We start from the raw sequence: 25,454 nt of genomic DNA on the forward strand, positions 1-25,454 counted from the left end.
GATGATCGATTTCTCCCGCCGCGCCGTCCTTGCCTCCGGCCTGGTCGCGTCCGCCACGCCCGCCTTTGCCAAGGCGCGGGCCGGTGCCCCCGCCCCTTACGGCGCGGTCCCCTCGGCGCGTCAGTGGCGCTGGCACCAGCACGAGCAATATGCCTTCGTCCACTTCGCCATGAACACCTTCACCGACAAGGAATGGGGTTACGGCGATGAAGACCCCAAGATGTTCAACCCGTCCGACTTCAGCGCGGACCAGATCGTCGCGGCGGCCAAGGCGGGGAACCTCAAGGGCATCATCCTGACCGCGAAGCATCATGACGGCTTCTGCCTGTGGCCGACCAGGCTGACCGAGCATTGCATCCGCAACTCGCCCTACAAGGACGGCAAGGGCGATATCGTCCGCGAGATGTCGGATGCGTGCAAGCGCGGCGGGATCGCGTTCGGCATCTATCTCTCCCCCTGGGACCGCAACCGCGCCGATTATGGCACCCCCGCCTATATCGACTATTATCGCAAGCAGGTGGTCGAGCTCTGCACCGGTTATGGCGAGCTGTTCGAATTCTGGTTCGACGGCGCGAATGGCGGCGACGGCTATTATGGCGGCGCGCGCGAGACGCGGCAGATCGATGCGCCCAAATATTACAACTGGCCCTCGATCATCGCGCTGGTCCATCAATATCAGCCCATGGCGTGCACCTTCGACCCGCTGGGCGCGGACATTCGCTGGGTCGGCAATGAGGACGGCATTGCGGGCGATCCCTGCTGGCCGACCATGCCCGACCACCCTTACGTCCAGTCGGAGGGCAATTCGGGCGTGCGCGGCGGCGCGCTGTGGTGGCCCGCCGAGACCAACACCTCGATCCGGCCCGGCTGGTTCTATCACGCCGACGAGGATTCCAAGGTCCGGTCGCCCGAGAATCTCGTCGGCTATTTCGACACCTCGGTCGCGCGCGGCACCAACATGAACCTGAACCTGCCGCCCGACCGGCGCGGCCGCATTCCCGATCAGGACGTCAAGATCCTGAAGAGCTTCGGCGATGCGATCCGCGCCAGCTTCGCGACCGACCTCGCGCAAGGGTCGGTGGCGAGCGCCAGCCATGTGCGCGGCAAGGGGTTCGAGGCGGCCCGCGTCCTCGACGGCGACCGCGACACCTATTGGTCGGCCCCCGATGGTGTGACCACCCCCAGCCTGACGCTCGACCTGCCGCCCGGCCGCAGCTTCGACCTGATCCGAATCCGCGAATATCTGCCGCTCGGCGTGCGGGTCACGCGCTTCGCGGTCGATGCCGAGGTGAACGGCCAGTGGCAGCAGCTTGCCGAGCATGAGTGCATCAGCGCGCAGCGGATCATCCGCCTGCCCGCCCCGATCACCGCCAAGCGGGTCCGCCTGCGCATCGTCGACGCGCCGGTCTGCCCGGCGATCAGCGAGGTGTCGCTGTTCCGGAGCGTCGCGCCGGTCCCCGTCCCCGCCATCGTGTCGAGCGATCCCACGGTGCTGGCGACCACCGACTGGACGATCGTCTCGGCGAGTGCGCCGGGCGCGGAAAAGCTGCTCGACAATGACGCCAAGACCATCTGGATCCAGCCCGCGCCGACGCCGGGCAAGCCCGCCAGCGTCACCGTCGACATGGGCCAGGTCCGCGATGTGGCGGGCTTCAGCCTGACTCCCTCGCGCCAGGTGATGGTCGATGCCGCCCCGCCGCGCGGCTATGTCGCGGAGACGAGCGTCGACGGCAAGAACTGGACCCCGGCGGGCTCGGGCGAATTCTCCAACATCGCCTATGCGCTTTCCACCCAGCGCCTGCCCTTCACCAGCGTCCGGCCGGTCCGCTATCTGCGGCTGAGCTTCGCCGAAATGTCCAAGCCCGCCGCCAATCTGGCGATTGCGGGGATCGGCGCCTTCACCAAGCGCTGAGCCTCCCTGCGCCCCGTCGCGGCCGGACCGTCCGGCGCGGCGGGGCGTCCTCCTGTCCCGTCATGCGGAACAGTGCGGGGTCCGGGCGGTTGAGCCGGGCCTGAGCACAGGACAGGAGATGCAGCCATGGCCCGTTTCGACGGCAAGATCGTGATCGTCACCGGCGCGGCCTCGGGCATCGGCGAAGGCGCGGCGCGCCGCTTCGCGCAAGAGGGTGCGACCCTTGTCCTCGGCGACACGGACCAGGACGGCCTGGCGACGCTGGCCGAGGCGCTGGCCCCCGCGACCGTCGCGACGCGGCCGACCGACGTGTCCAGAATGGCCGATTGCGAGGCGCTGGTCGCGCTGGCGATCGAGCGGTTCGGGCGTGTCGACATCCTGGTCAGCAACGCCGGGATCGATCATCTCGGCAAGCTCGACGAGGGCGATTTCTCGGCCTTCACCAAGGTCATCGAAACCGACCTGTACGGCGTCGTCCAGATGGCGCGCGCCGCGATCGCGCCCTTGCGCGCGGCAAAGGGGTGCATCATCAACATGTCCTCCGTCTCCGGTCTGGGCGGCGACTGGAACCACAGCTTCTATTGCGCCGCCAAGGGGGCGGTCACCAACTTCACCCGCGCGCTGGCGATGGACGAGGCGGCGAACGGCGTGCGCGTCAATGCGGTCAATCCGTCGCTGACCTACACCCCGCTGACCGAGGGCATGAAGGAACAGCCCGAGCTGATCGCAAAGTTCGAGGCGCGCATCCCGATGGGCCGGGGGGCCGAGCCCGACGATATTGCCGGGGCCATCGCCTTTCTGGCCAGCGAGGATGCCCGGTTCATCACCGGCATCAATTTGCCCGTGGATGGCGGTCTGAGCGCCTCCAATGGCCAGCCGCCACTCAGCTGACGACCGTAATATAGATATATATCAAGATCGACGCCGGGCCGCATCTCCCCGTGAAAATTAGCTTATGTTTCCATCATCGTTCTGGGAGCCAAACAAAATATCCGACGTTGTCCCTCTACAACGAAAGGGGCGAGCTTGATCATTGTTCATCTGGCGCTTGGCGGATGCCTGAAATCGCCACCTGTCCATTATGGTATCACCGCCGATACGGGCGGTCATATTGCCTATATTCTTGATGCCGCCGCCGCGCAGGCCGACAATATTGACACGCATCAAGTTTCGATCGTCACCCGGCTGTTCGAGGGCGAAGGTCTGGCCGTCGAGCATGGCCTGTCGAGCGAACGCCTGTCGCCCCGCCTGACCATCGACCGGATCGCGACCGCCAATCGCGGCTATCTGGAAAAGGAAGCGCTGGCCGAAGACTTGTCCGCCTTTACCGAGGCGTTCTGCGCGCATCTGGCACGGCTGCCCCGGCTTCCCGACGTCATCCATGCGCATTTCTCCGACGCCGCCGCCATCGCGGCCGAAGCGCGCCGCCGCTTCGCCATTCCCTTCGTCTATACGCCGCACGCGCTGGGCATCGACAAGCAGACGCATCAGGGCTCCTGCCCCGCGCTCGATGCCCGTATCGCCGCCGAGCGGACCGCGATCGCCGGGGCGGATGCGATCATCGTGTCGACCCGCGACGAGGCCGATCGGCAGGTCCATGCCTATGACACGCCCGTCGCGGGGCGCATCCACTGCATCCCGCCCGGCGTGCCCAGCCGCGACTCGCGGCCATCGTTGCGACCGTCGCTGGCCGCGCGGCTGGACCAGTGGCTCGACGATCCGGCCAAGCCGATCGTGCTCGCCATCGCCCGGCCGGTCGCCAAGAAGAACCTCGCCGCGCTGGCCCGCGCCTATGCCGCCTCTCCCAAGCTCCAGCGCGCGGCCAATCTGGTCATCCTGGCCGGACAGCATGACGGCCCCGGCTCGGCCGAGGAACGCGCGGTCCTGGCGGAGTTGCAGGCGCTGGTCGACGCACCCGGCTTGCGCGGCCATGTCGCGCTGCCGCCTGCACATGACGGACACGATGTCGCCGCGCTGTACGACCGCGCCGCGCAAGGGGGCGTCTTCGCCAATCCCGCGCTGCACGAACCCTTTGGGCTGACCCTGATCGAGGCCGCCGCCGCCGGCGTGCCGGTGGTCGCGACCCGGCATGGCGGCCCCAGCGAGATCGTCGCCCATCTGGGCCATGGCCTGCTGGTCGATCCGCGCGACGAGGCGGCCATCGCCGAGGCCTGCCTGTCGATCATCGCCTCTCCTGATCGCCATGCCGCGATGAGCCGGGCGGGACGCGAGGGCGCGGCGCGTTATGACTGGGGCCGTTATGCGGCGGAGTCGGTCGCGCTCTATGCCCGCCTGCCGCGCGCGCCGGGGCTGCTCGCCAGCGATATCGATCACACGCTGACCGGCTGTCCGGCGGGGGCGCATGGCTTTGCGCAGTGGCGACAGGGCAGCGACCTGCCCTTCGTCGTCGCCACGGGCCGCTCCTTCGCGATGGCGCGGATGATCCTGTCGCAATGGGGCCTGCCCGAACCCGACGCCTTCATCACCGATGTCGGCACCCGCATCATGCTGAAGGGCCAGCGCGGATGGCAGGAATGCCCGGTCTATGCCGCACGGCTGGACGAGGGGTGGAACCGCAAGGCGGTGGCGACCGCGCTCAAGCCGCTGCGCCTGCGCCCGCAACCCCGCGACACGGCGGGGCCGCACAAGATCAGCTTCTTCGGCACCGCCGAGGATGCCGCACGGGTCCGCGCCGTCCTGTCCGAACAGGGGCTGGCCGCCAAGGTCGTCTATTCGCACGGGCGGCTGATCGACGTGCTCGCTCCGTTGGGCGGCAAGGCGGCGGCGGTCGCGGCCTATGCGCGGCGGCTGGACCTGCCGGTCGGCGCCTGCATCGCGGCGGGCGACAGCGGCAACGATGTCGACATGCTGGAGGCGTGCGGCCATGCCATCGTCGTCGGCAATGCCAGCGACGAGCTGGACGGGCTGGCCCCGCGCGACGGGCTGCTGCGCGTCGCCGGGCATCATGCCAATGGCGTGCTGGAAGGGCTGGAGCGGCTGGGGCTGACCGAGCCGATGCTGATGCGCGCGAGCGCGGCGTGATGCGGCCCTTCGGTTATTTCGTCCATCATCAGGGGCGCGGCCATGCCGAACGCTGCGCCGCCATCCTGAACGCGCTGCCGCCCGAACGCCCGGTCACGATCTTCTGCGCGCGCGACGACATCTTCCCGCCGCTCCCCCCGCAGGTCGAACTGATCGTCATCCCGTCGCTGTTCGAGCCGACGGGCGCCGAGGCGGGCACGATGGACTGGGTCCCGACGCCCGAGACGCTGCATTGCGCGCCGCTCGGCTGGCCGGGCATCCGCCATGCCATGGCGGTGATCGCGGGCTGGTTCGACCGTGCCGACCCCGCGCTGATGATCTGCGACGTGTCGGCGGAAATCGCGCAGCTGTCGCGCATCTGCTCGGTGCCGCATGTGAAGATCCTCCAGCATGGCGACCGGGGCGATGCCGGGCACCGCGCGGCCTATGACGGCGCGGCGGGGCTGCTCGCGGCGTTCGACGAGGCGCTGGCCCAGCCCGAATGGGACGATGGGATGCTGTCCAAGACCTGTTTCGCGGGCGGGCTGGGCGTCGACACCCGCGTGCCCGAGCGCGAGCTGGCGCGCCAGCGGATCGGCGTCGGCGCGGAGGAAGAGGTCATCCTCATCCTCTCCGGCGGCGGCGGCGGCGGTTTCGCGCAGGCCCCGCTGGGCGTCGGCGCGCGCAGCCGTCCGGGCGCGCGCTGGATCACCATCGGCCCGGTCGTGCGCGACTGGCACGCGACCGAGCCCGGCAATATCGAGCATCGCGGCTGGGTCGACAATCCGGCCGACCATGTCGCCGCCGCCGACCTGGTCATCGCCTCGACCGGCAACACCACCTGCCAGCAGATCCTGGCCGCCGCCCGGCCCTGGCTCGCCATTCCCGAATGGCGCTATTTCGACGAACAGCACCGCAAGGCCGAGGCGCTGGCGGCGGCGGGGGCGGCGTGCGTCCGCCCGCACCTGCCCTCCTCGGCCCAGGCCTGGACGGCGGCGCTGGCCGAGACGCGCGCCACCCACCGCCCCGCGCTCCAGCGCGCGATGATCGCCGACACGCCCGCACAGGACGCCGCCGACTGGCTGGAGGCGCTTGCCGCGCGGCTCTGGCCGGTCGAACTTTCCCTTACCACCCCCACCCCCAGCGGAGCCCATTCATGATCTCGGTCGTCACGCTTGCCGGGGGCCGCCCCGATCATCTCCGCAACGTCGTCCTCGGCCTCAGCCGCCAGACGACCATGCCCGCCGAACTGATCGTCGCGGTCATCCAGGACGCGCCCTATGACTTACCGGATGCGCCCTTTCCCATTCGCCAGATGATGGTGTCGGGCCCGCACCTGCCGCTCGCCTCCGCGCGCAACGCGGCGGCCAAGGCGTGCGTCGGCGACAAGATCGTCTTTCTCGACATGGACTGCATCCCGACGCCCGAACTGCTGGCCGATTACGACCGCTGTCTCGATGAGATGGACGGGCTATTGATGGGCGAGGTGATGTATCTGCCCGGCGGCGCGACTGAGGGCGAATGGCGGTACGAGGACTTCGCCGCCATCGCCGTCCGCCACTCCGACCGGCGAGCCCCCCCGCCCGAGGGGATCGAGCGCTGCGCCGATTATCGCTGCTTCTGGTCGCTCAACTTCGCGATGCGGCGCGCGACCTTCCTGGCGACCGGCGGCTTCGACGAACGCTATGCGGGCTATGGCGGCGAGGACACCGACTTCGGCAAGGTGGTCGACAAGGCGGGCGTGCCGATCGCCTGGATCAAGGGCGGGCTCGCCTATCACCAATATCATCCGCACCACATGCCGCCCGTCCACCATATCGACAGCGTGGTGCGCAATGCCGAGCTGTTCGAGGCGAAATGGGGCTATCGCACCATGGGGCACTGGCTGCACGCCTTTCGCCTGATGGGGCTGATCGATGACACGCCCGGCCGCCCGATCCGCATCCTGCGCCGCCCGGATGACGAGGATCTGGCGCTGACCGGCCAGCAGAGCCACCAGCCCTATGCCAATACCGCCAGCGTCATCCGCCTGCTCGAGGAGCGCGCCGCCGGGTCCCGCGTCGCGGCATGAGGATCGCGCTGCTCGCCCATGTCCGCCAGCCGATCCGCCAACCCTTTCTCGGCGGCATGGAGGCGCATGGCTGGTATCTGGCGGAGGGGCTGGCGGCACGCGGGCATGAGGTGGTGCTGTTCGCCAGTGGCGACAGCGACCCGCGCTTCACGCTCGATCCGGTGCTGCCCGTCCATTACGAGGCGGTGTTCCCCTGGGCCGAGCATCGCGGCAAGCCCGAGCTGATCGCGCATGTCGATGCCGGTTACGCCGCCGCCTGCGACCGGATCGCGCGCGGCGGGTTCGACGTGGTGCACAACAACAGCCTGCACCGCTTCCCGCTGGAGCCGCGCCGCACCGCCGCGACGCCGACCGTGACCTCGCTGCACGTTCCGCCCTATGACGCGCTCCATTATTTCGTCACCGCCAGCCCAGGCCCGACCCACAGGCTGACCGTCACTTCGGCGCGCCAGCTCGCCGCCTGGTGGCCGCAGGGGGCACCGCCCGAAGCCTCGGTCCTGCACAACGCCATCGATCCCGCCGCCTGGCCCTTCGTGGCGCAGGGCAATGGCGAGGCGGTGTGGTGCGGCCGGATCACTCCCAATAAGGGCCCGCATCTGGCCGCACTCGCCGCGCGCAAGGCGGGCATCGCCCTCACCCTGTTCGGCGCCATCGAGGACCCGGATTATTGGGGGGCGGCGGTGGAGCCCCTGCTCGGCGACGGCATCCGCTATGGCGGGCATCTCGACGGCCCCGCGCTGGCGCGGGAACTCGGGCGGGCCTCGGCCTTCCTCTTCACCCCCTGTTGGGACGAGCCCTTCGGCCTGGTCGCCATCGAGGCCATGGCCTGCGGCCTGCCCGTCGCCGCCTTTGACGAAGGCGCGGCGGCCGAAGTCGTCGGTGAGGCGGGGTGCCTGGCCCCGGCGGGCGATGTGGAGGCGCTCGCCCGCGCGATCGACACGGCCAGGGCTATTCCCCGCACGGTCGCCCGCCACCGGGTCGAGACGCATTTCGCCCGCGACCGCTGGCTCGACCGGTGCGAGGCGCTCTATGCGGAGGTCTGCGCCGGCGCGCGCGTGACGTGCGCCGCATGAGCGAGGACGTCATCGCCCGGCAGCAGGCGGCGTTGCGCGACCTGTATCGCCACCATGTCGCGCCCGGCGAGCCCTATGCGCTGGTCGACTTTCCCGACCATCCCAATGTCGGCGACAGCGCGATCTGGCTGGGCGAGATCGCCATGCTCCATGCGGTCGGCGCGGGCGATCCGGCCTATGGGTCGCGCTGGGACGATTTCGATGCGGACGCCTTCGTCGCCGCCTGCCCGGTCGGGCCGATCCTGATCCATGGCGGCGGCAATCTGGGCGATATCTGGCCGCACCATCAGCATTTCCGCGAAAGCCTGATCCGCGATTTCCCCGATCGCCGCATCGTCCAGCTGCCCCAGTCGATCCATTTCCGCGATCCCGCCCATCGCGACCGCTTCGCCGCGCTGGTCGCCGGGCATGGCGACTTCCACCTGCACGTCCGCGATGCCGCCAGCCTGGAACTGGCGCGGCGGCATTTCGATTGTCCGGTCGCCTTGTCCCCCGACTCCGCCTTCGGGCTCGGGTCGCTGCCGCGCCCCCGCACGCCCGACTGCCATAGCCTGATGCTGTTGCGGACCGATGCCGAACGCGCCGCGCGGGACGACCGGCCGTTGCGGCAAAGCCCGGATGCGGTGGCGCTGGACTGGCTGGACGAGACGCCCCCGACCGAGGCCGACTTCACCGCACGGGCGCGGGCGCGGGTGGAGCGCGGGCTCCGTCTGTTGTCGCGCGGGGAACAGGTCGTCACCGACCGGCTGCACGGTCATATCCTGGCGCTGCTCCTCGGGCTGCCGCATGTCGTGCTCGACAATGACTATGGCAAGGTCGCCGCCTATATCGGCGCATGGACCCATGGTTCGCCGCTGGTCCGTCAGGCCGCCACCCCGGACGAGGCGATGGCGCTGATCGGTGCGGCGATGACGGCATGATCGACGTCAGCCTGCTGATCTGCACCCGCAATCGCCGCGACAGCCTGTCCGCCACGCTCGCCTCGATCGCGAGGGCAGCGGGGTCCACGCGGCTGGAGGTGATCGTGGTCGACAACGGGTCGACCGACGACAGCGCCGCGATCGTCCGCCACTGGGCCGCTGAACAGGCTTTTGCGGTGCGACTGCTGGTCGAACCCCGCGCCGGGCTCGCGCGGGCGCGCAACGTCGCGATGGCGGCCGCGCGGGGGCGGATCGTCGCGATGACCGATGACGACTGCGTGCTCCATGCCGACTATTTCGGGCGGCTGGCCGACGCCTTTGCGCGCCATCCCGGCCCGGTCATCATCGGCGGTCGTATCCTGCTGGGCGATCCGTCCGACCTGCCGGTCACGGTCAAGCTGGAGGATCATCCGATGATCGCGGGCCGCGATGCCTTTCCCGGCGGCTTCGTGATGGGGGCCAACCTGGCCTTCACCGCCGATATCCGCGAGAAGGTCGGCGCGTTCGACGAGCGGTTCGGCGCGGGCGCCCCCTTCCGCGCGGCCGAGGATACCGATTTCCTGTTCCGCGCGCTGGGGCGGAATATTCCGGTGCTGTACGATCCCGGTTTCGTCGTGGATCATCATCACGGCCGGAAAGCCGCGCACGAGGTGATCGCGCTGCTGGCGGGCTATGGCTATGGCGACGGGGCGCTGTATGCCAAGCATCTGTGGCGGGACGCCCGGATCGCCCGCACGATCGGCGACGACCTGCGCAACCTGGCGACGCGGTTCGCCGGGCCCGTCCCGCAGATCCGGCATTTCCACGCCTTTCGCCTGCGCCATATCCTCGCAGGCTTTGCCCGCTATGGCCGCGAGGCGATCAGAAGTCGGCGCTCAGGCGCAACCCCATCGTCCGTGGCCTGACCGGGGTCGAGACATTGTGCCGCCCGAGCAGGATCGGGTTGCCAAAGGCGAAGCGGTTGCCGCGCTCGTCGAGCAGATTGTCGACCGTCAGCGCCAGCGCATAGCGACCATGGCGCGCGGTCAGCCCGGCATCGACGACGCCATATCCCCCCTGCCGCACGTCCAGCAAATCCCCGACCCCCAGCACGGAGGGGCCGACAAAGGCCGCATCGATCCGCCCCGACAGCGTCAGCTCCGGCACCACCCGCAGGTCGCGGATCACCCCCAGCCGCGCCGATATGCTGGGCGTCTCCGGCAGGCGCCGATTGCGCGCCCGGCTGAGCATCGCGGTCGATCCCGTCACCCGGTTGTCGGTCAGGAACAGGGCGGCGTTGATATGCCAGTCCTGCTGCGGCACCCAGTCGGCCCAGCCCTCCAGCGCGTCGACCCGTGCATCGCCGATATTGCTGGTCGCGGGCTGGCCGCCGCGCCCGAGCAGATCGGCCTGGATCGATCGCCAATTGGCGCGCGACACGCTGACCGAGGCGGACAGGCCGGTATCGCCGCGTCGCAGATGGCGCAGGCCCAGCTCGACCATCGCGATCGAGTCGGGGTCGAAATTGGCGACCCGCCCGACCCCCGCCGCCACGGCCAGACCGCCGGTGCGGAAACCCGATTGATAGCGGCCGAACAGGGTCCAGTCGCCGCCCGGCTGCCAGGTGAAGCCCAGGGTCGGATCGACCCGCGCGGTCGACCGCCCCCGCACATATTGGCCGCTGCGCGGCGTGATCGACGGCTCGCCATCGACCCGCGCAAGGGTGACGCGCCCGCCCAGCGTCACCCAGAGCGCCCGGGTCACCGGATGCGTCGCCTCGCCGAAGATCGCGCCGCTACGGGTGACGTTGGTCACGCCGATCACCGGCCGCACGCCCTGGCGGATGGTCAGCGAGCGCCCCATCACCGACTGGTCCGACACCAGGTTGATGCCGACCACCCAGGATCCCCCGCCGGGCAGGCGCCGCGACAAACGGCTTTCGTGCGAGAACAGCGTCTTGTCGCTCGACAGCTGATAGGATTCGACCGCCCCCACCGCGCTGGCGTCGAAATTTTCGAACGACGCGCCGTCCACCAGCCCGGTGGCGGAGACGAATTGCAGTCCGCTCGCCCAATCCTTCGACAGGAGGATACGGCCGAAGCTCATATCGCTCCAGGACGGTTGCGGAATCGCGGCACGCGTGACCAGCGAGTCCTCGTGCGTCACATATTGCGCGTCGCGCGCGACGATCGACTGGGCGCCGCCGCCCAGCTCCACCCGCCAGCCGTCGCCGGGGGCCAAGCGCAGCGTCGCGCGGCCGCCATTGGTCAGCACCCGGTTGATGTCGTTCCGCTTCGTGCGGCTATTGTCGATATAGCCGCCCGTCACCCCGCGATAGCCGACGACGCGCAGTCCCAACGTCTGCGGGATCGCCACCAGATTGGCGACCAGCGCCATATCCGCACTGGGTGCGCCATGCGCGGTCAGGGCGCCGCCGATCTCGACATGCCCGCCGTCGCGATCGAGCGACACCGGGTTGGAGGTCAGCCGGATGATGCCGCCGATCGCCCCCGAGCCGTGCAGCGCGCCTTGCGGCCCCTCGGCCACCTCGACGGTGCCGATGTCATAGAGTTTCAGTCCCGGATCGGGCCCGGCAAAGGCGATCTGGACATCGTCCAGATACAGGCTGGCGGTCGACTCGGTCGCGCCGTTGAAGCTGCTGTCGGCAATGCCCCGGATGAACAGCTTGTTGCGGCCCGGCCCCAGTGCGGTCGTCTGGAGGATCGGGGTCTGCGCCGCTACGTCGCTAAGGTTGATCGAACCCGCGGGCAGGGTGACACCGCGCCCGACCACCGAGACGCTGCCCGGATAGCGGGCCAGCGCCGTGCCCTGTTTGCTGGCGGTGACGATGATGTCCTGCCCGTTGGTCGCGGGCGGAGGCACGGTTTTGGGATGCGCGATCTTCGCCGGTCGCGCGATACGCGGCGCCCCGACGATCCGGAAACTGGTCGGATCGATCGCCACCGCGCGATAGCCGGTGCCCCGCAACAGCCGGTCGAGCGCGCGGGCGGGGGTGGCGGTGAGATGGAGCGTCGCGGTGCGGACGCGGTTCAGCCGGTCATCGGTCGCGACGATCGTGATTCCAGCCTGCCGCGCCAGTTCGCGCAGCGCGAAATCCAGCGTCGCGGGGGCCAGCACGATCCGGCGCGGGGCGGTCGCCGCACCGCCATGGCCCTGCGGCTGCGCGCGGGCGGCGGCGGGCATGGCAAGGGCTGCCAGGGCCATCAGGCCATGGTCAGCGATTCCCCTCCGACGCCCGCAAAATCCAATTCCCACCGCTTTGGCGCCACTCCGCTCCGATCAGCTTCGCCAGCCGCGGAACATCCCGATCGGCATCGCCCGTCATCCGGATCACCCCGGTGACGTTGCGATCGCTCAGGGGCCCCTCCACCGCGATGCGCACGCCATAGGCGGATTGCAATCGTCCGGCAATCGCCCCCACCGACTCGCGATCGAAATCGAACGTGCCGCCGCGCCAGTCGCCGACCTGGGCCGGATCGACCCGCGTCAGGCGCAGGCTATGCGCGGCTTCGTCCAGGCTGGCCCCCTGCCCGGCCGCCAGCGCGATCCGCTGCCCCTTCGGCGCCAGCGACACCGCGCCCTCGGCGACCGACACGTCCAGCCGCGCGCCCGTGCGGCGGACATCGAAGACGGTCCCGACATCCTGGATCGTGACGTCGCCCGAACGCAGCTCGAAGGGAGCGGACGGATCGTGGCGGACGCGGAACAGGGCCTGCCCGGTTTCCAGCGTGGCGACGCGCGGATCGTTCCGGTCGAAGCGAAGACGCGATCCCCCCGCCATCTCCACCGTCGTCCCGTCGTTCAGCGCGATGCTGCGATGCTCGCCCGGCGCGGTCTGCTCGATCCGGATATCGGGCCGCGCGGTCATCAGCATCGGCCCCGCGACCAGCGCGACCGCCGCCGCGACGCCGCCCATCAGCCACCAGCGCCCCCAGCCCCCATTGTCGTTGGCGGCCGCCGGTGCATATTCGATCTCCGCGACCGGCTCGGGCAGGACCGGCGCGGGCAGGACCGGCTCGGGCAGGGGCGCGACCGGCTCGGCCATGGCGGGCGCGGTCAGCACATGGTCGGCCATCGCCACCGCGTCATAGGCGCGCGCATTGGCCGGGCTTTCCTCCAGCCATTGGGCAAAGGCCTCCCAATCGGCCGCGTCCATCGTGCGCTGCCGGATGTGCCAATCGATCGCCTGTTCGTCCCGCGTCACGCCCCCCTGCTCCCTTCACCATGTTGACGACACCGGCCCGACCGATCCGCACCCCCGTCACGATTTTCCTGCAAATAATGATAGGCCCGCCGCAGCAGCTTCTCGACCGCGCTGATCGTCACCCCCATCCGCTCGGCGATGACGCGCTGCGGCTGTTCCTCGAAGCGGAACAGGGTGAAGGCCTCGCGCATCCGGTCGGGCATGGCCGCGATCAAGGCATGCGCCCGCGCCAGTTCGTCGCGCGCGCCGACGATCCGTTCGGGATCGGCATATTCGTCCGACTGGGGCTGGACCTCTTCCCAGGCGCCGTCGCGCGATCCGCGCCGTGTGGCCGCGATCCGCCGGTCGGTCGCCAGGTTGGTCGCCATCCGGCAGAAGAAGGGAATGGGCTGGACGATCTCGACATCCTCCAGCGCCGCGACCCGCAGCCAGAGGTCCTGAAGGGCATCCTCGGCTTCCTCGACCGAGCCGAGCCGGGCGGCCAACAGGCGACGCAGCAGGGGCCGCGCCTCCAGGAATTGGCTTTCCAAAGCCTCGCTACCCAACCGGACACCCTCATATCAGGCCGCGAAGGCCAGCCCATGCTCCCTTGCCATGTCCGAAACCGAAACCGCACGCAAGACATCCGCCTCGTCGCGCCGCGCCGCCGCGATCGTGTCGCCCGCCCGCTTGCCCGCCCCCGGATGACACATCACCAGATGCTGCGTCCCCGCCTTGTCGAGAAAACGCGGCAGCGCCTCGGCAAAGCGGCCGTCAAAGCCGTAATGCCCCGCAAAGCCGCGATTGCAGCGCAGCCCTTCCGCCTCGGCCGCGCGCCGCAGCCCGCGCGAGTGATAGGCGCTGCCGATCGCCTTGCCGCGCCATGGCCGCCCGAGCAGAGCGGCGACCCGATCCTCGCAGGTCCGCACCCAGGCCTGGGGCGCACGGCGGCGGGCGGTGGCCAGCACGATGGGGCGAATGCCGGGCAGCGCGTGCGAATGCTGATGCCCGTCGACAAAGGCGGGAGGGCGGCCCATCGCCGTCTCGAACCGGTCGAACTGCGCCTCGACCTCGCGCGCGATTTCAGCAAGGTCCAGCCTGCCGCGCGCCGCCAGCCGGGTCAGCGGATCGATCCCCGGCATCACGCCGCCTTGCGTAAAGCCATTGGGGTGGATCGGCGCTTCCTCGGTCAGCACCAGATGCAGCCCGATCTGCGCCGTGTCGGGCACGTCGTGCAGCATCGCGCTGTCCGCCATCCAGTTGGGCCGGACGGTCATGCAGCTCGTGGCGTTCAGCTTGCCCGTGCGGAGCAGCTCGGCGATGACCAGACTGTCTTCGGTGGAAAAGGCGAAATCGTCAGCGCACAGAATAAGCTGGTTCACCCACCACTCCTGCCAGATGCTGATAGGCGCGCTCGCGCATCCGTTCGGTGGTCAGCGCCCGCGCCTTCAGCCGCCGGGCGAGGAAATCATAGAAGAACCAGTCCCCCGCAACCGGCGCCGCCGCGCTGTAGACCAGCCGTTCGACCAGCGTCCAGCGGATCGATTCCCGATCCCGCTCGCGATCGGAGGGGACGCACCACAGCGCATCGGCATAGCGCATCGTGCCGTGGCGCAGGACGCGGTGGATGACCTCGTGATCCTCCAGCACATAGTTCCAGCGGCGCGGATCGAACCCACCCGCCGCCTTCAGCGCCTCGGTCCGGAAAGCCTGGCCCGCGCCGCCCGCATGGCATTGACGCGGCAGCATCCGCGCGGCGAGCCGGATATTGGCGGACTCGCGCCGACGCTCCACCTCGCCGTCGCCCGGCGCGATGAAATAGGCCCCCGCCACGACGCAGCCCGGCCGCTCCAGCAGCCGCTGCGCCTCCGCCAGATAATGCGCCGGATACCAGGTGTCGGCATCGCAGGTCGCGACGAAGCGGGTATGGACATGGTCCAGCCCCATCCGCAACGCGTTGATCTTGCCCGGCATCCCCTGATGCAGCAGGACATGATCCAGCTCCAGCCGCTCGCACGTCTCGGTCGCGATCCGCGCGCTGGCATCGACCGACCCGTTGTCGACCAGGACCAGCCGGAACCGAACCGTCTGCGCCGCCAGACTCTCCAGCGTCGCGGCCAGAACGGCCTCTTCGTTGAAGAAGGGAACGACGATGGTCCAGCAGGACGCCGTATAGCCCCCCCTGTCCTCGATCATCCCCGCATCGGCCCGGGCCCTGGCGTTCCGCCAGGCCGCGCCTTCCGCATCGAGCAGCATCAACCCACCCCACTCAAGAAATTCGAACCCACCCCCGTCGCAACCGGATCGACCGTTTCGGACCGACGCCTGATTGCTCCATGGCTTAGGACGATGCCGGGGCCCGCCATCCGGACATGGCCCAACATAAATTTTTGATCCGGATGGGAACCGTCACGATTTCCTTTGCGCGCGCGCCTCGATCGGTGACATGCGGCGGCGGTGCAACGGCCCGGTCGGGCCATGCCCGCCTGCCCGGACAAGCCCCTGATGACGCCTTCCTTTCCCCGCCCCGCCGCCACGCCACACGCGACCGGCATCGCGGCCTTCCTGAACCGGCCGCTCGGCGCCGCGCTCGCGCTGCTGGTCTTTGCGGTGCTGGTCCGCGCCCGCGATTTCGGCAATCCGGTCGCGCATGTCGACGAGCAATATTATCTGCTGGTCGGCGACCGTATCCTCCACGGGGCACGGCTCTATATCGACCTGTGGGATCGCAAGCCGCCGGGGCTGTTCCTGTTGTTCGCGGGGTTCCGCCTGCTGCCCGGCGACGGGTTCCTCGCCTATCAGCTGGTCGGCACCGCCTGCGTCGCGGCGACCGGCTGGCTGATCTGGCTGGCGGCGCGGCGGATGGCGCTGGCCTGGCCCGCCGGTCTGGCGGCGGGGGCGGCCTATATCCTCTGGATGCCGCTGCTCAGCGGCGGGAGCGGCCAGTCGCCGGTCTTCTACAATCTCGCCATGACGGCGGCGGCGGTCCTGACGCTGGACCTGCCGCGCCTGGCCGAGCGCCGGGCGGTCGGCGCGATCATGGTCAGCGGGGTGATCGCCTGCCTGCTGGCCGGGATCGCCATCCAGATCAAATATACCCCGCTGGTCGAGGGCGCCTTTTTCGGCCTCGCGCATCTCTGGTATCTGTGGCGCGCGCGGGCCGGTCTGGTGCCCCTCGTCGTTGCGGCGCTGCTCTGGATGGCGATGGGGCTGTTGCCGACCGCGCTGGTCGTGCTGCATTTCCGGCTGAACGGCCCAACCTCGTTCGACGCCTTCTGGTTCGCCAATTTCACCTCGATCACGCTGCGCAGGGGCTATCCCGCCGCCAAGATCGTCGGGCGGCTGGCGGGGATCGGCGGGCAGCTGCTGCCGCTGATCGCCTGTGCGGTACTGGCGTGGCGCAAGGGGCCGGGGCCGGTCGGGCTGACGCTGACCCGGATATGGCTGGGCTTCGCGCTCGTCGCCTTCGCGATGATCGGGGCGTTCTTCGACCATTATGCGCTGCCGCTGATCGCGCCGCTTTGCCTTGCCGCCGCCCCGGCCTTCGCGATGGGTCGCAAGCCGCTGGTCGCGGTGTTCGTCATCGGCGCGGGGCTGTTCGCCTTGCACGCCGCGACCAACGATCCGTCCGAAGGCGACGGCATCCGCCGCATGGCGCGCGCGATGGCGGCGGTCGACGGGCGCGAATGCCCCTATGTCTTTGCGGGCGATTCCAGCCTCTATCACCTGTCGGGCGGATGCGTGCCGACCGCCTATGCCTTCCCCTCCTCGCTGGCCTATGAAGCCGAGCGCGGCGCGATCGGGATCGACGAGACGGCCGAGGTGGCGCGCATCCTGCGCCGCCGCCCGCCCGCGATCGTGACGCTGGACGACCCCTTCTCGCCCTGGAACGCCGCGACGAACGCGCTGATCGCCGGGGCGCTGGCCCGCGACTATCGACAGGTGATGGCGGTCCCGCGCGAAGGGCGGCACGAACTGCTGTACGTCCGCCGCGACCGGCTCGTTCTCCTGCCGAAATAAACGTCACGCGACAGTTGTTTTAACCCCGCCCCCGCCCCATCTGCCGCGCCGGACCTGCAAAGGGAGCATGACGCGCATGAGTGACGACGCCTATAGCCCGCCCGCCATCTGGACCTGGGACAAGGAGAATGGCGGCCGGTTCGCCTCGATCAACCGGCCCATCGCCGGGGCGACGCACGACAAGGAGCTGCCGGTCGGCCGTCACCCGCTCCAGCTCTATTCGATGGGCACGCCCAACGGGGTGAAGGTCACCATCCTGCTCGAAGAGCTGCTGGCGGCCGGATATTCGGAGGCCGAATATGACGCCTGGCTGATCAGCATCGCGGACGGCGACCAGTTCGGCAGCGGCTTTGTCGGCATCAATCCCAATTCCAAGATCCCTGCGCTGGTCGACCGGCGCGGCGCCGAGCCGCTCGCCATCTTCGAATCGGGCGCGATCCTGACCCATCTGGCCGAGAGCTTCGGCGCCTTCCTGCCGACCGATCCGGCGGCCAGGGCGCGGGTCATGTCCTGGCTGTTCTGGCAAATGGGCAGCGCACCGTTCCTGGGCGGCGGCTTCGGCCATTTCTACGCCTATGCGCCGGTGAAGATCGAATATGCGATCAACCGCTATGCGATGGAGGCCAAGCGCCAGCTCGACGTGCTGAACCGCCAGCTTGCCGACAATGCCTATGTCGCGGGCGACGCCTACAGCATCGCCGACATGGCGATCTGGCCCTGGTACGGGCAGATCGTGCTGGGCAGCCTCTACAATGCCGCCGAGTTCCTGCAGGTGCAGGACTATACCCATGTCCAGCGCTGGGCGCACGAGCTGGCCGAGCGACCGGCGGTCAAGCGCGGCCGGATGGTCAACCGGACCTTCGGCGAGCCGTCCGAACAGCTGCGCGAACGCCACGACGCCAGCGATTTCGAGCTGCGGACTGCGGACAAGCTGGAGGCCGAGGGCTGACCCCTTGCCATCGCGGCAGATGACACCCGCATGTCATCTGCCGCGAACGGCTTGATCGGGGCGGCGGAACGGGCATTAGTCCCGGCCATGCTCCCCGCCCCCCGCCCCCGCTTTTCCCGTCGCATCCTGGCGCTGGCGCTGGCCGCCGCCGGTCTGGGCACCGCCACCGTCTGCGCCGCCGACCCGGCCCCGTTCGACCTGCCCGGCCCCGGCCTGCGTATCACGGTCACGCGCGGCGGCCGGACCCTGCCCATCGCCGAGGTGCCCAACCTGGCGACCGGCGACAAGCTGGCGATCGAGGCCGACCTGCCGGGCGACCAGCGCGCGCATTATATCCTGTTCTCGGCCTTCCTGAGCGGCGCGACCAATCCGCCGCCCAAGAACTGGGTCGATTCGGCCGAGACCTGGAAGGCCAAGGACAAGGATCGCCGCCTGACCCTGACCGTGCCCAAGGGCGCCCGGCAGATGGCGCTGTTCCTGGTGCCCGAGACCGGCGGCGCGTCGGGCACCATCGTCGATGCGGTGCGCGACCGGCCGGGCGAGTTCGTCCGCGCGGTGCAGGACCTCAACCAAGCCTCGCTCGACCGATCGCGGCTCAACGCCTTCGTCGCCGCGATCCGCGCGCAGGAGAACAGCCATCCCGAATTCCTGCGCACCCTAGCGCCCGCGCTGTCCAACAGCCTGGCGATCAAGCTGAACCCCGACTGCTTGGCACGGGTGATCGAGTTGCAGGCGGCCTGTCTGCTCGAAAACCGCGACTCGCTGGTGCTGGCGGACATTCACAGCAGCTCGATGACCGACACGCTGGTCGGCGCACCGACCGACCTCGCCCTGCAACTCAGCTACACGCGCGAGGCGGGGCTGGGCTATTACAGCCCCTATATCGGCGTCATCCGCGACATCGCCCGCGTGTTCGGTGCGTTCGGCAATCCGCAATTCGGCTATCTGCCGACTCTGGCGACGCGCGACGGCGACCGGCTGTCGCTGTTGCTCAACGCCGCGCCGTCCTTCGCCAAGCCCAAATCGGTGCTGGTCGCCGCCATGCCCGCCATCGACGCGGGCAGCCCGCCGCGCCTGCGGGTGACGGGGGAGCAGCCGCTCTGCGGGGCGCGGCCGGGGCTGGTCCTGCCGGTCGAGGGCGCGCCGCTGATCTATTCGACCGGATTTGCGCGCAACATGGCGGTGTCGCTGACCATGGCGAACGGCAAGCGCTTCGACCTGCCCGTGCGTGCGCGCGCCGATCGCGGCGGCTATATCCTGGCCGAGCCGCTGCCGCAGGGCGGCTTGTCGGGCAAGGTGACCGCGCGGCTGCACGGCGACTGGGGTTTCGATCCCTTCGAGGGGCCGTCCTTCACGCTGCAATTCCCCGATGGCGGCGACTGGCGCGCCAGCGATGCGGGACAGAGCCTGGTCGTCGGGCGCGACAATGCGGTCGAGCTGACCGGATCGGCCGCCGCCTGCGTCACCGGCGTCACCATGCGCAGCGGCGGCGCGGCGCAGCCGGTCGCCTTCACCCTGCGCGGCGCCGACACGATCACCGTCACCCTGCCGATGAAGGGTGCGCGCGCCGGTGACGTCACGCTGGACATCCAGCAGGTGGGCGCCGCCACGCCCCGCACCGTTGCGCTCCGGGCCTTTTCGCCCGCCAGCCGTATCGACACGGTGACCCTGGCCAAGGGGGACCGTTTCGTCACGCTGACCGGCCAGCGGCTGGACGAGATTGCCGGGGTCGAGATCGGTGACGTTCGCCTGTCGCCCGACGGCCTGACCCGCGACGGCGATACCGACCGGCTGATCGCCACCGCCGCCGACGGGCGCGCGGCGGAGGGGACGAATGCACGCATTCGCCTGAACGACGGTCGCACCCTGTCGGTGCCGATCACCGCCGCGCCGCCGCGCCCGGCGGCCACGCTCGCCGCGCGCAGCCTCAGCCCCAGGGACGGCACGCACGGACTGCCGCTGGCGACGCGGGACGAGACGGTGTTGCCCGACACCGCGCGCCTGACCTTCTCGATCCGCGCGGCCGAGGGGTCGCGGCTGACCCCCGGCGACGCGATCGAGGTGGCGACGGCGGACGGCAGCGCCAGCGTCACGCTGGAGGGCGGGCATGACGTCCGCCTGTCCTCGCCCGACATCGCGGTCGCGACGCTCGATCCGGCGCGGCTGGGTCCGGCGGCAGCCGGGCCGCTGCGTTTCCGGCTGGTGCGCGGCGGCATCAAGGGCGACTGGGTGCCGCTGGCGACGCTGGTCCGCCTGCCGCAGATCGATACGGTGCGGTGCCAGGCGGAGGGATGCCAGCTGGAGGGACGCGACCTGTTCCTGATCGACCGGGTGGCGACGACGCCCGACATGGCGGGCGCGGTCAGCGTCCCGGCGGGCTATACCTCGGCGCGGCTGGCGGTGCCGGTGCTGAAGGACGGATCGCTGTCGCTGATCCTGCGGGATGCACCGGGCGTGGTCTTCACGCTGGGGGCAGCCAGCTGACGGGCTCGCCCTTCGCACGGCGCAGGATCGTAGGAGATCAAGCCGCGCCCGCGTCGCGTGCCTCCAATGCGCGGCGAAGCGCCTGAACCTCGGCCTGAAGCGCGCGCAGATCGTCGACCGGCCTTCCCGCCCGCGCGATCAGTTCCTCGCCCAGGCATCCGCATCGGTCGCGCAGATCCTGCCCGCCGGGGGTCAGGCGGACGCGGACCTGGCGCTCGTCCTGCGGATCGCGCTCGCGCGCCACCAGCCCCGCCGCCTCCAGCCGCTTGACCAGCGGGGTGACGGTGCTGGACTCCAGCGCCAGCCGCTGCGCGATCGCGCCGATCGTGCGACCGTCCTCCTCCCACAGCACATGCAGCGCCAGATATTGCGGATAGGTCAGCCCCAGCTGGTCGAGCAGCGGCTTGTAGGTCCGCTGGATCGCCATATTGGCCGCGTAAAGCGCGAAGCACAGTTGTTCGTCGAGCGGCCAGGGCGCCGACATCCGCCATCTCCCGTTTAAGCAGGAAATACGTATCGCGATAAAAGAAGCGCTGGACAAGCCCGAACCGCGATGCCATATATGTATCGCGATAACGATTATCGAACCATCGGAGACCGACCGTGACGATCGACGTGAAATACGAAACCCAGGCCAGCGCCACCGGCGGTCGCGACGGCCATGCCCGGACGCAGGACGGCACGCTCGACGTGAAGCTGTCGACCCCCAGGGAATTGGGCGGTGCCGGCGGCGACGGCACCAATCCCGAGCAGCTGTTCGCGGCGGGCTATTCGGCGTGCTTCATCGGCGCGCTGAAGGTCGCCGGACAGCAGCTGAAGGTGAAGGTGCCCGACGATGTGTCGGTGTCCGCCAAGGTCGGGATCGGGCCGCGCGCGGCGGGCGGTTTCGGCATCACCACCGACCTGACCATCGCCCTGCCCGGCCTCGACCGCGCCCAGGCCGAGACGCTGGTCGAGGCCGCGCACCAGATCTGCCCTTACTCCAATGCCACGCGGGGCAATGTCGATGTCGGCCTGACGCTGGCCTGACATGAAGGGACCGGGGCGCAACCCTGGCCGCGCCGGTCCCTTCCCATAAGCGTACTCCCATCCTGACGGTGCGGTCCGATCTCCCAGCGGACCGCACCTTTTTTCGGGTCAGGCGGAGTCGCGGACGACCAGGCGCGGCGGCATCTCGACGCCGGGCACGTCCCGCCCCTCCATCCGTGCGAACAGCGCGGCGACCATCGCCTCGGCCCCGGCGCGCAGGTCCTGATGGATGGTGGTCAGGCGTGGAATGGCGCGTTCGGCCAGCGGAAGATCATCGAACCCCGTCACCGCGACATCGCCCGGCACGCTCAGGCCGGATGACACCAGTTCCGCCATCGTCGCCATCGCGATCATGTCCGAGGCGCAGACGATGCCGTCGACCGTCTGCCCCCGTTCGCGCAGCCGCGCCAGATTGGCGGCGATCTGGTCGGGCATCAGCTCGGGCGCGAGCGCCACATCGAATTGCAGCGGCGGCTCCAGCCCCGCCCCGGCCAGCGCATCGCACAGCCCGGCATGGCGCTGTTCCAGCTCCAGCGTGCGGACCTCACCCATGAAGGCGATGCGACGCCGCCCGGCGGCCAGCAGATGCTCGCCCGCCATCCGCCCGCCCAGCCGGTTGTCGACCCCGACCGCGCAATGCCGCTGGCCGGGCAGGCTGCTGCCCCAGACGACCAGCGGGCGATAGGTCGCGGCCACCGCCTCGATCACCGCCAGCTGGTCCGACTGGCCGATCAGCAGCACGCCGTCGACCATGCCCGACCGGGCGATACGCGACAGCCAGTCGTCGTCATCGGGAATGATCCGCGACAGCATCACGTCATGGTCGCGCGCCGCGAGTTCGTCGGCGAGATGGCCGAGCAGCGTCATGAAGAAGGGGTCGGACAGCCTTTGCCGCCGCTCGTGGCCCAGCGGAATGGCGACCCCGACGACGCCGGTCCGTTGCGCACGCAGGCGACGGGCCATCTGGTTGATCTGGAAATTATGCTCGGCGGCCAGCGCCTCGATCCGCTGCCGCGTCTCGGCATTGACCACGCTCTTGCCCGCCAGCGCGCGGCTGACGGTACCGGGTGACACGCCTGCCAGCCGGGCGATGTCCTTCAGGGTGCGGGCGGGTGGAGCCAGATCGGTCATGGCCAGCCTCCTGAACGAAAAGCGGGGCGGATGCCAAGTGGCACCCGCCCCAGGGAGAGTCTTTGTCAGAAACGATAGCGGATCGACCCCGTCACCGTGCGCCCGTACAGCGCGGTATTGTTGAACACGCCCTGCGTCGAGGACAGGATCGGGAACAGCCCGCCGCCGCCACGGAAACCCAGCTTGTCGAACAGGTTGTTGACGTTCAGGCCCAGTTCCAGCCGCTCGGTCGGGCGCACCGTCACGAAGCCGTTGACGAAGGTCGAACCCTTGATCGTGTACAGGTTGAAGTCGTCCGACTTGGTGCTGGTCTGGCCGTTCACGCTGACGCCGAAGGCGATGGGACCGGCGTCATAGGACGGCGACACGACGAACAGGAAGTCGGGCAGGCCGCCGGGCTTCTTGCCGACCAGCGACGGCGTCGCGCTGCTGGTGATCTTGGAATTCGCATAGGTCGCATCGGCGGCCAGATGGAAATTGCCATAGCTCACCCGGCTGCTGAACTCGATACCCAGCGAGCGATAGCCGTTGGAGATGTTCGGATTGTTGTTCGGCGCCGGGTTGTTGATCCGGGTGAAGTCGTAGTTGTTCTCGGTCAGCGTCGAGCGGAAGCCGGTGATCTCGACCGAATAGGACGCGCCGAAGATGCCGCCGCGCTGCTTCAGGCCGATTTCCTGCTGGTTGAGATAGTTGACCGAGGTCGCCTGTCCCTGGCTGTTGAGCGAGCCGTCGGCGTTGAAATTGCCCGACAGGACACGACGGTCGGCGTTGAAGCGGCCGCCCCGGCTGGCGCGGGCGAAGACGCTGGTCTTGCTGTTGAACGCATAGAGTGCGCCGACCGACCAGCTGACATAGCCATCGGTATAGTTGATCTTCTCGGCGGTCGGGTTCAGCACCAGCGACGGGATCACCGCCGAGCCCAGCGCATCCGAGACGCGGGTGTTGGGACCCGCGACACCACCCTGCGCGGTGCCTTCGCCATGCACGCTGTCATAGCGGATCGAGGCGTCGAGGTTCAGCCCGCCGACCTCATAGCCCGCCTGCAGGAAGGGCGCGACATCGGTATAGGTCAGGTCGACGCGCCGCGCGCAGCAGCTGCCCCAATTGTCGTTGAACCCGGCCTGGCCCGCGGCGGTCAGCTGCGTGCCGGTGGTCGAGAACAGGTCGAGCGGCGCGGCATTCTCGCCGTTCAGCTCGCTATACTGGCGGTTGACGTGCCAGTCCTGGACGATGTTCTGCCGCATCACGAACAGACCGGCGGTCAGCCGCGCCTTGCCCGGCCCAACCTGGAACTTGCCGTTCAGGGTCAGGTTGTTGGCGAAGTTGTCCATGTTCTTCATGAACACGTTGATGTTCGGATTGTTGTTGATGTACGAACCCGTGAACAGCTGGCCGGTCTTCGGACCCGCCGCATAGCGGATCGACCCGACGGTCTGGCCGTTGACGGTCGAGCCGATCAGCCCGCCGCTGCCGGTCCGGGTCTGGACGTTGATGAACTGGGTCGTGAAGTTCCCGCTGATCCACTGATAACGCATCGTGTCGTCGAGCGAGATATTGTCGTTGAAGTCGTAATGGATCTGGCCGCTGATGCCGGTGACGCGCGGATGGATGCCCTGCACCTCGGCCGACTTCACGCCGCCATTGTCATAGTCCAGATACTGGAAGTTGCGGTTGTAGATCGTATAGGCCGAACCCGAACGCCCGTCGAAATTGGGCAGCGGAGTGAAGCCAGTCACGCGGTTGCCGTCCAGCGTCGCCAGCGTCGGCGTGGTGGTGTTGGTCGGCGCCTGCTCATCCAGCCGCTTGAAGTACAGGCGGATGAAGCCGCGATTGTCGGCCAGATCGCGCGTGATGTTCGCCTTGATCTGGTAACCGCGCAGGATGTTGAAATTCTCGTTGGTGTAGCCGCCGCCGTTGCGCGCATAGCCGCCGATGTGGAAGCGCGTATTGTCGTCGATCGGGCCGCCATAGTCGAAGTCGACGCGGTGTTCGCGGAAGCCCAGGCCGTTGGAATAGGCGATCTGGCCGCCCTTGGTCTCGCCGGTCTTGCTGATGAAGTTGATGACCGCGCCCGGCGCCTGGCTGGCGAAGGTCGAGGCCGAACCGCCGCGCACCGCCTCGACCGTCTTCACATTCTGGTCGAAGCGCAGCCAATAGTCGTTGTTGCCGAAGTTGATGTCGCCGAACAGGACGTCGGGCAGGCCGTCTTCCTGGAGCGAGACATATTCCGAACCGCCGGTCGACACCGGAATGCCGCGCACGCCGATATTGGCGTTGCCGCCCGGACCCGCGGTGTCGCTGGGCTGAAGGCCGGGGATGTTGCGCAGGATCTCGGCGGTCGAGCGCGGCGTGAAATTCTGGATCGCCTCCTGGCTGACCTGCGACACCGAGATCGAGCTGCGGAAGCGCGAACGCTCGCCGCTGGTGGCGGTGACGACGATGTCCTCGCTCGACACGCCCGCATCGGGGATGCTGCCCGCCTGGGGAGCCGGCGCGGCCGGAGCCGCCGGCGCGCTCGTCGCCTGTGCAAAGGCCGGTGCGCTGGCCAGTGCCATCGCCAGAGCCGCCATCGATCCGCAAGACCGCAGAACGCCCGTCGTCATTCACCCTCTCCTGATTCGCCCCGGTGGCCGGGATGTCGTGGAGACTGGCTATCACATG

The 25,454-nt window shown here is 69.1% G+C and carries 20 protein-coding genes; 12 read left to right on the plus strand and 8 right to left on the minus strand.

All coding sequences use genetic code 11. The annotated features are described in order from the left end of the window. Position 1: 1 nt before the first annotated feature. From ABIC44_RS08325 to ABIC44_RS08360, 8 genes are all read left to right on the plus strand, one after another. Positions 2-1,912, plus strand: a complete 1,911-nt coding sequence (locus ABIC44_RS08325; RefSeq protein WP_354294794.1) for an alpha-L-fucosidase — start codon at positions 2-4, stop codon at positions 1,910-1,912. Between the two features lie 126 nt (positions 1,913-2,038). Continuing rightward, positions 2,039-2,803: a meso-2,3-butanediol dehydrogenase gene (budC, locus tag ABIC44_RS08330; protein ID WP_354294796.1), complete on the plus strand. Its 765-nt coding sequence runs from the start codon at positions 2,039-2,041 to the stop codon at positions 2,801-2,803. 135 nt (positions 2,804-2,938) lie between these two features. Beyond that, on the plus strand, positions 2,939-4,954 hold the full coding sequence (locus ABIC44_RS08335; protein WP_354294798.1) for an HAD-IIB family hydrolase: 2,016 nt from the start codon (positions 2,939-2,941) through the stop codon (positions 4,952-4,954). After that, on the plus strand, positions 4,954-6,093 hold the full coding sequence (locus ABIC44_RS08340) for a glycosyltransferase (RefSeq protein WP_354294850.1): 1,140 nt from the start codon (positions 4,954-4,956) through the stop codon (positions 6,091-6,093). Before ABIC44_RS08335 ends, ABIC44_RS08340 begins: the two co-directional genes overlap by 1 nt. Further along, a complete protein-coding gene (locus tag ABIC44_RS08345) occupies positions 6,090-7,004 on the plus strand; it encodes a galactosyltransferase-related protein (RefSeq protein WP_354294799.1) in 915 nt (304 codons plus the stop codon). The genes ABIC44_RS08340 and ABIC44_RS08345 overlap by 4 nt, the downstream gene beginning before the upstream one ends. Continuing rightward, positions 7,001-8,077: a glycosyltransferase gene (locus ABIC44_RS08350; RefSeq protein ID WP_354294801.1), complete on the plus strand. Its 1,077-nt coding sequence runs from the start codon at positions 7,001-7,003 to the stop codon at positions 8,075-8,077. The genes ABIC44_RS08345 and ABIC44_RS08350 overlap by 4 nt, the downstream gene beginning before the upstream one ends. Further along, positions 8,074-8,997: a polysaccharide pyruvyl transferase family protein gene (locus ABIC44_RS08355; protein ID WP_354294802.1), complete on the plus strand. Its 924-nt coding sequence runs from the start codon at positions 8,074-8,076 to the stop codon at positions 8,995-8,997. The genes ABIC44_RS08350 and ABIC44_RS08355 overlap by 4 nt, the downstream gene beginning before the upstream one ends. Next, positions 8,994-9,902, plus strand: coding sequence for a glycosyltransferase family 2 protein (locus tag ABIC44_RS08360; RefSeq protein WP_354294803.1), 909 nt, complete (start codon positions 8,994-8,996; stop codon positions 9,900-9,902). The genes ABIC44_RS08355 and ABIC44_RS08360 overlap by 4 nt, the downstream gene beginning before the upstream one ends. On the opposite strand, the gene ABIC44_RS08365 is transcribed toward ABIC44_RS08360, so the two are convergent. Genes ABIC44_RS08365 through ABIC44_RS08385 form a run of 5 tightly spaced genes read right to left on the minus strand, consistent with a single transcriptional unit; the run spans position 9,859 to position 15,436 of the window. Next, positions 9,859-12,201, minus strand: a complete 2,343-nt coding sequence (locus ABIC44_RS08365; RefSeq protein ID WP_354294804.1) for a TonB-dependent receptor — start codon at positions 12,199-12,201, stop codon at positions 9,859-9,861. The two genes, ABIC44_RS08360 and ABIC44_RS08365, sit on opposite strands and share 44 nt — an antisense overlap. A gap of 10 nt (positions 12,202-12,211) precedes the next feature. After that, positions 12,212-13,201 (minus strand): FecR family protein, encoded by a 990-nt coding sequence (locus ABIC44_RS08370; protein ID WP_354294805.1) that lies wholly within the window; start codon positions 13,199-13,201, stop codon positions 12,212-12,214. After that, positions 13,198-13,731: an RNA polymerase sigma factor gene (locus ABIC44_RS08375; RefSeq protein WP_354294806.1), complete on the minus strand. Its 534-nt coding sequence runs from the start codon at positions 13,729-13,731 to the stop codon at positions 13,198-13,200. The genes ABIC44_RS08370 and ABIC44_RS08375 overlap by 4 nt, the downstream gene beginning before the upstream one ends. Before the next feature lie 30 nt (positions 13,732-13,761). Further along, positions 13,762-14,562: a ChbG/HpnK family deacetylase gene (locus ABIC44_RS08380; RefSeq protein ID WP_354294807.1), complete on the minus strand. Its 801-nt coding sequence runs from the start codon at positions 14,560-14,562 to the stop codon at positions 13,762-13,764. Continuing rightward, positions 14,537-15,436, minus strand: a complete 900-nt coding sequence (locus ABIC44_RS08385; protein ID WP_354294808.1) for a glycosyltransferase family 2 protein — start codon at positions 15,434-15,436, stop codon at positions 14,537-14,539. Before ABIC44_RS08385 ends, ABIC44_RS08380 begins: the two co-directional genes overlap by 26 nt. 249 nt (positions 15,437-15,685) lie before the next feature. Here ABIC44_RS08385 and ABIC44_RS08390 point away from each other — a divergent pair, with 249 nt between their 5' ends. The 3 genes from ABIC44_RS08390 to ABIC44_RS08400 all read left to right on the plus strand — a co-directional run bounded on the left by ABIC44_RS08390 (position 15,686) and on the right by ABIC44_RS08400 (position 20,633). After that, positions 15,686-17,200 (plus strand): ArnT family glycosyltransferase, encoded by a 1,515-nt coding sequence (locus ABIC44_RS08390; RefSeq protein ID WP_354294809.1) that lies wholly within the window; start codon positions 15,686-15,688, stop codon positions 17,198-17,200. A 76-nt stretch (positions 17,201-17,276) separates the two neighbouring features. Next, positions 17,277-18,149 (plus strand): glutathione-dependent disulfide-bond oxidoreductase, encoded by an 873-nt coding sequence (gene yghU / locus ABIC44_RS08395; protein ID WP_354294811.1) that lies wholly within the window; start codon positions 17,277-17,279, stop codon positions 18,147-18,149. A gap of 87 nt (positions 18,150-18,236) precedes the next feature. Beyond that, a complete protein-coding gene (locus ABIC44_RS08400) occupies positions 18,237-20,633 on the plus strand; it encodes a hypothetical protein (protein ID WP_354294812.1) in 2,397 nt (798 codons plus the stop codon). 37 nt (positions 20,634-20,670) lie between these two features. Here the strand turns inward: ABIC44_RS08400 and ABIC44_RS08405 are convergent, their stop codons facing one another. Further along, on the minus strand, positions 20,671-21,117 hold the full coding sequence (locus ABIC44_RS08405; protein ID WP_354294814.1) for a MarR family winged helix-turn-helix transcriptional regulator: 447 nt from the start codon (positions 21,115-21,117) through the stop codon (positions 20,671-20,673). A 119-nt stretch (positions 21,118-21,236) separates the two neighbouring features. Here ABIC44_RS08405 and ABIC44_RS08410 point away from each other — a divergent pair, with 119 nt between their 5' ends. Continuing rightward, on the plus strand, positions 21,237-21,662 hold the full coding sequence (locus ABIC44_RS08410; RefSeq protein WP_354294816.1) for an organic hydroperoxide resistance protein: 426 nt from the start codon (positions 21,237-21,239) through the stop codon (positions 21,660-21,662). A gap of 108 nt (positions 21,663-21,770) precedes the next feature. Here ABIC44_RS08410 and ABIC44_RS08415 read toward each other — a convergent pair whose 3' ends face one another. Next, positions 21,771-22,793, minus strand: a complete 1,023-nt coding sequence (locus ABIC44_RS08415; protein ID WP_309701729.1) for a LacI family DNA-binding transcriptional regulator — start codon at positions 22,791-22,793, stop codon at positions 21,771-21,773. 65 nt (positions 22,794-22,858) lie between these two features. Further along, positions 22,859-25,396: a TonB-dependent receptor domain-containing protein gene (locus tag ABIC44_RS08420; protein ID WP_354294818.1), complete on the minus strand. Its 2,538-nt coding sequence runs from the start codon at positions 25,394-25,396 to the stop codon at positions 22,859-22,861. Positions 25,397-25,454: the final 58 nt, after the last annotated feature.

Source organism: Sphingomonas sp. 1185, assembly GCF_040544655.1.
Classification (GTDB): domain Bacteria; phylum Pseudomonadota; class Alphaproteobacteria; order Sphingomonadales; family Sphingomonadaceae; genus Sphingomonas.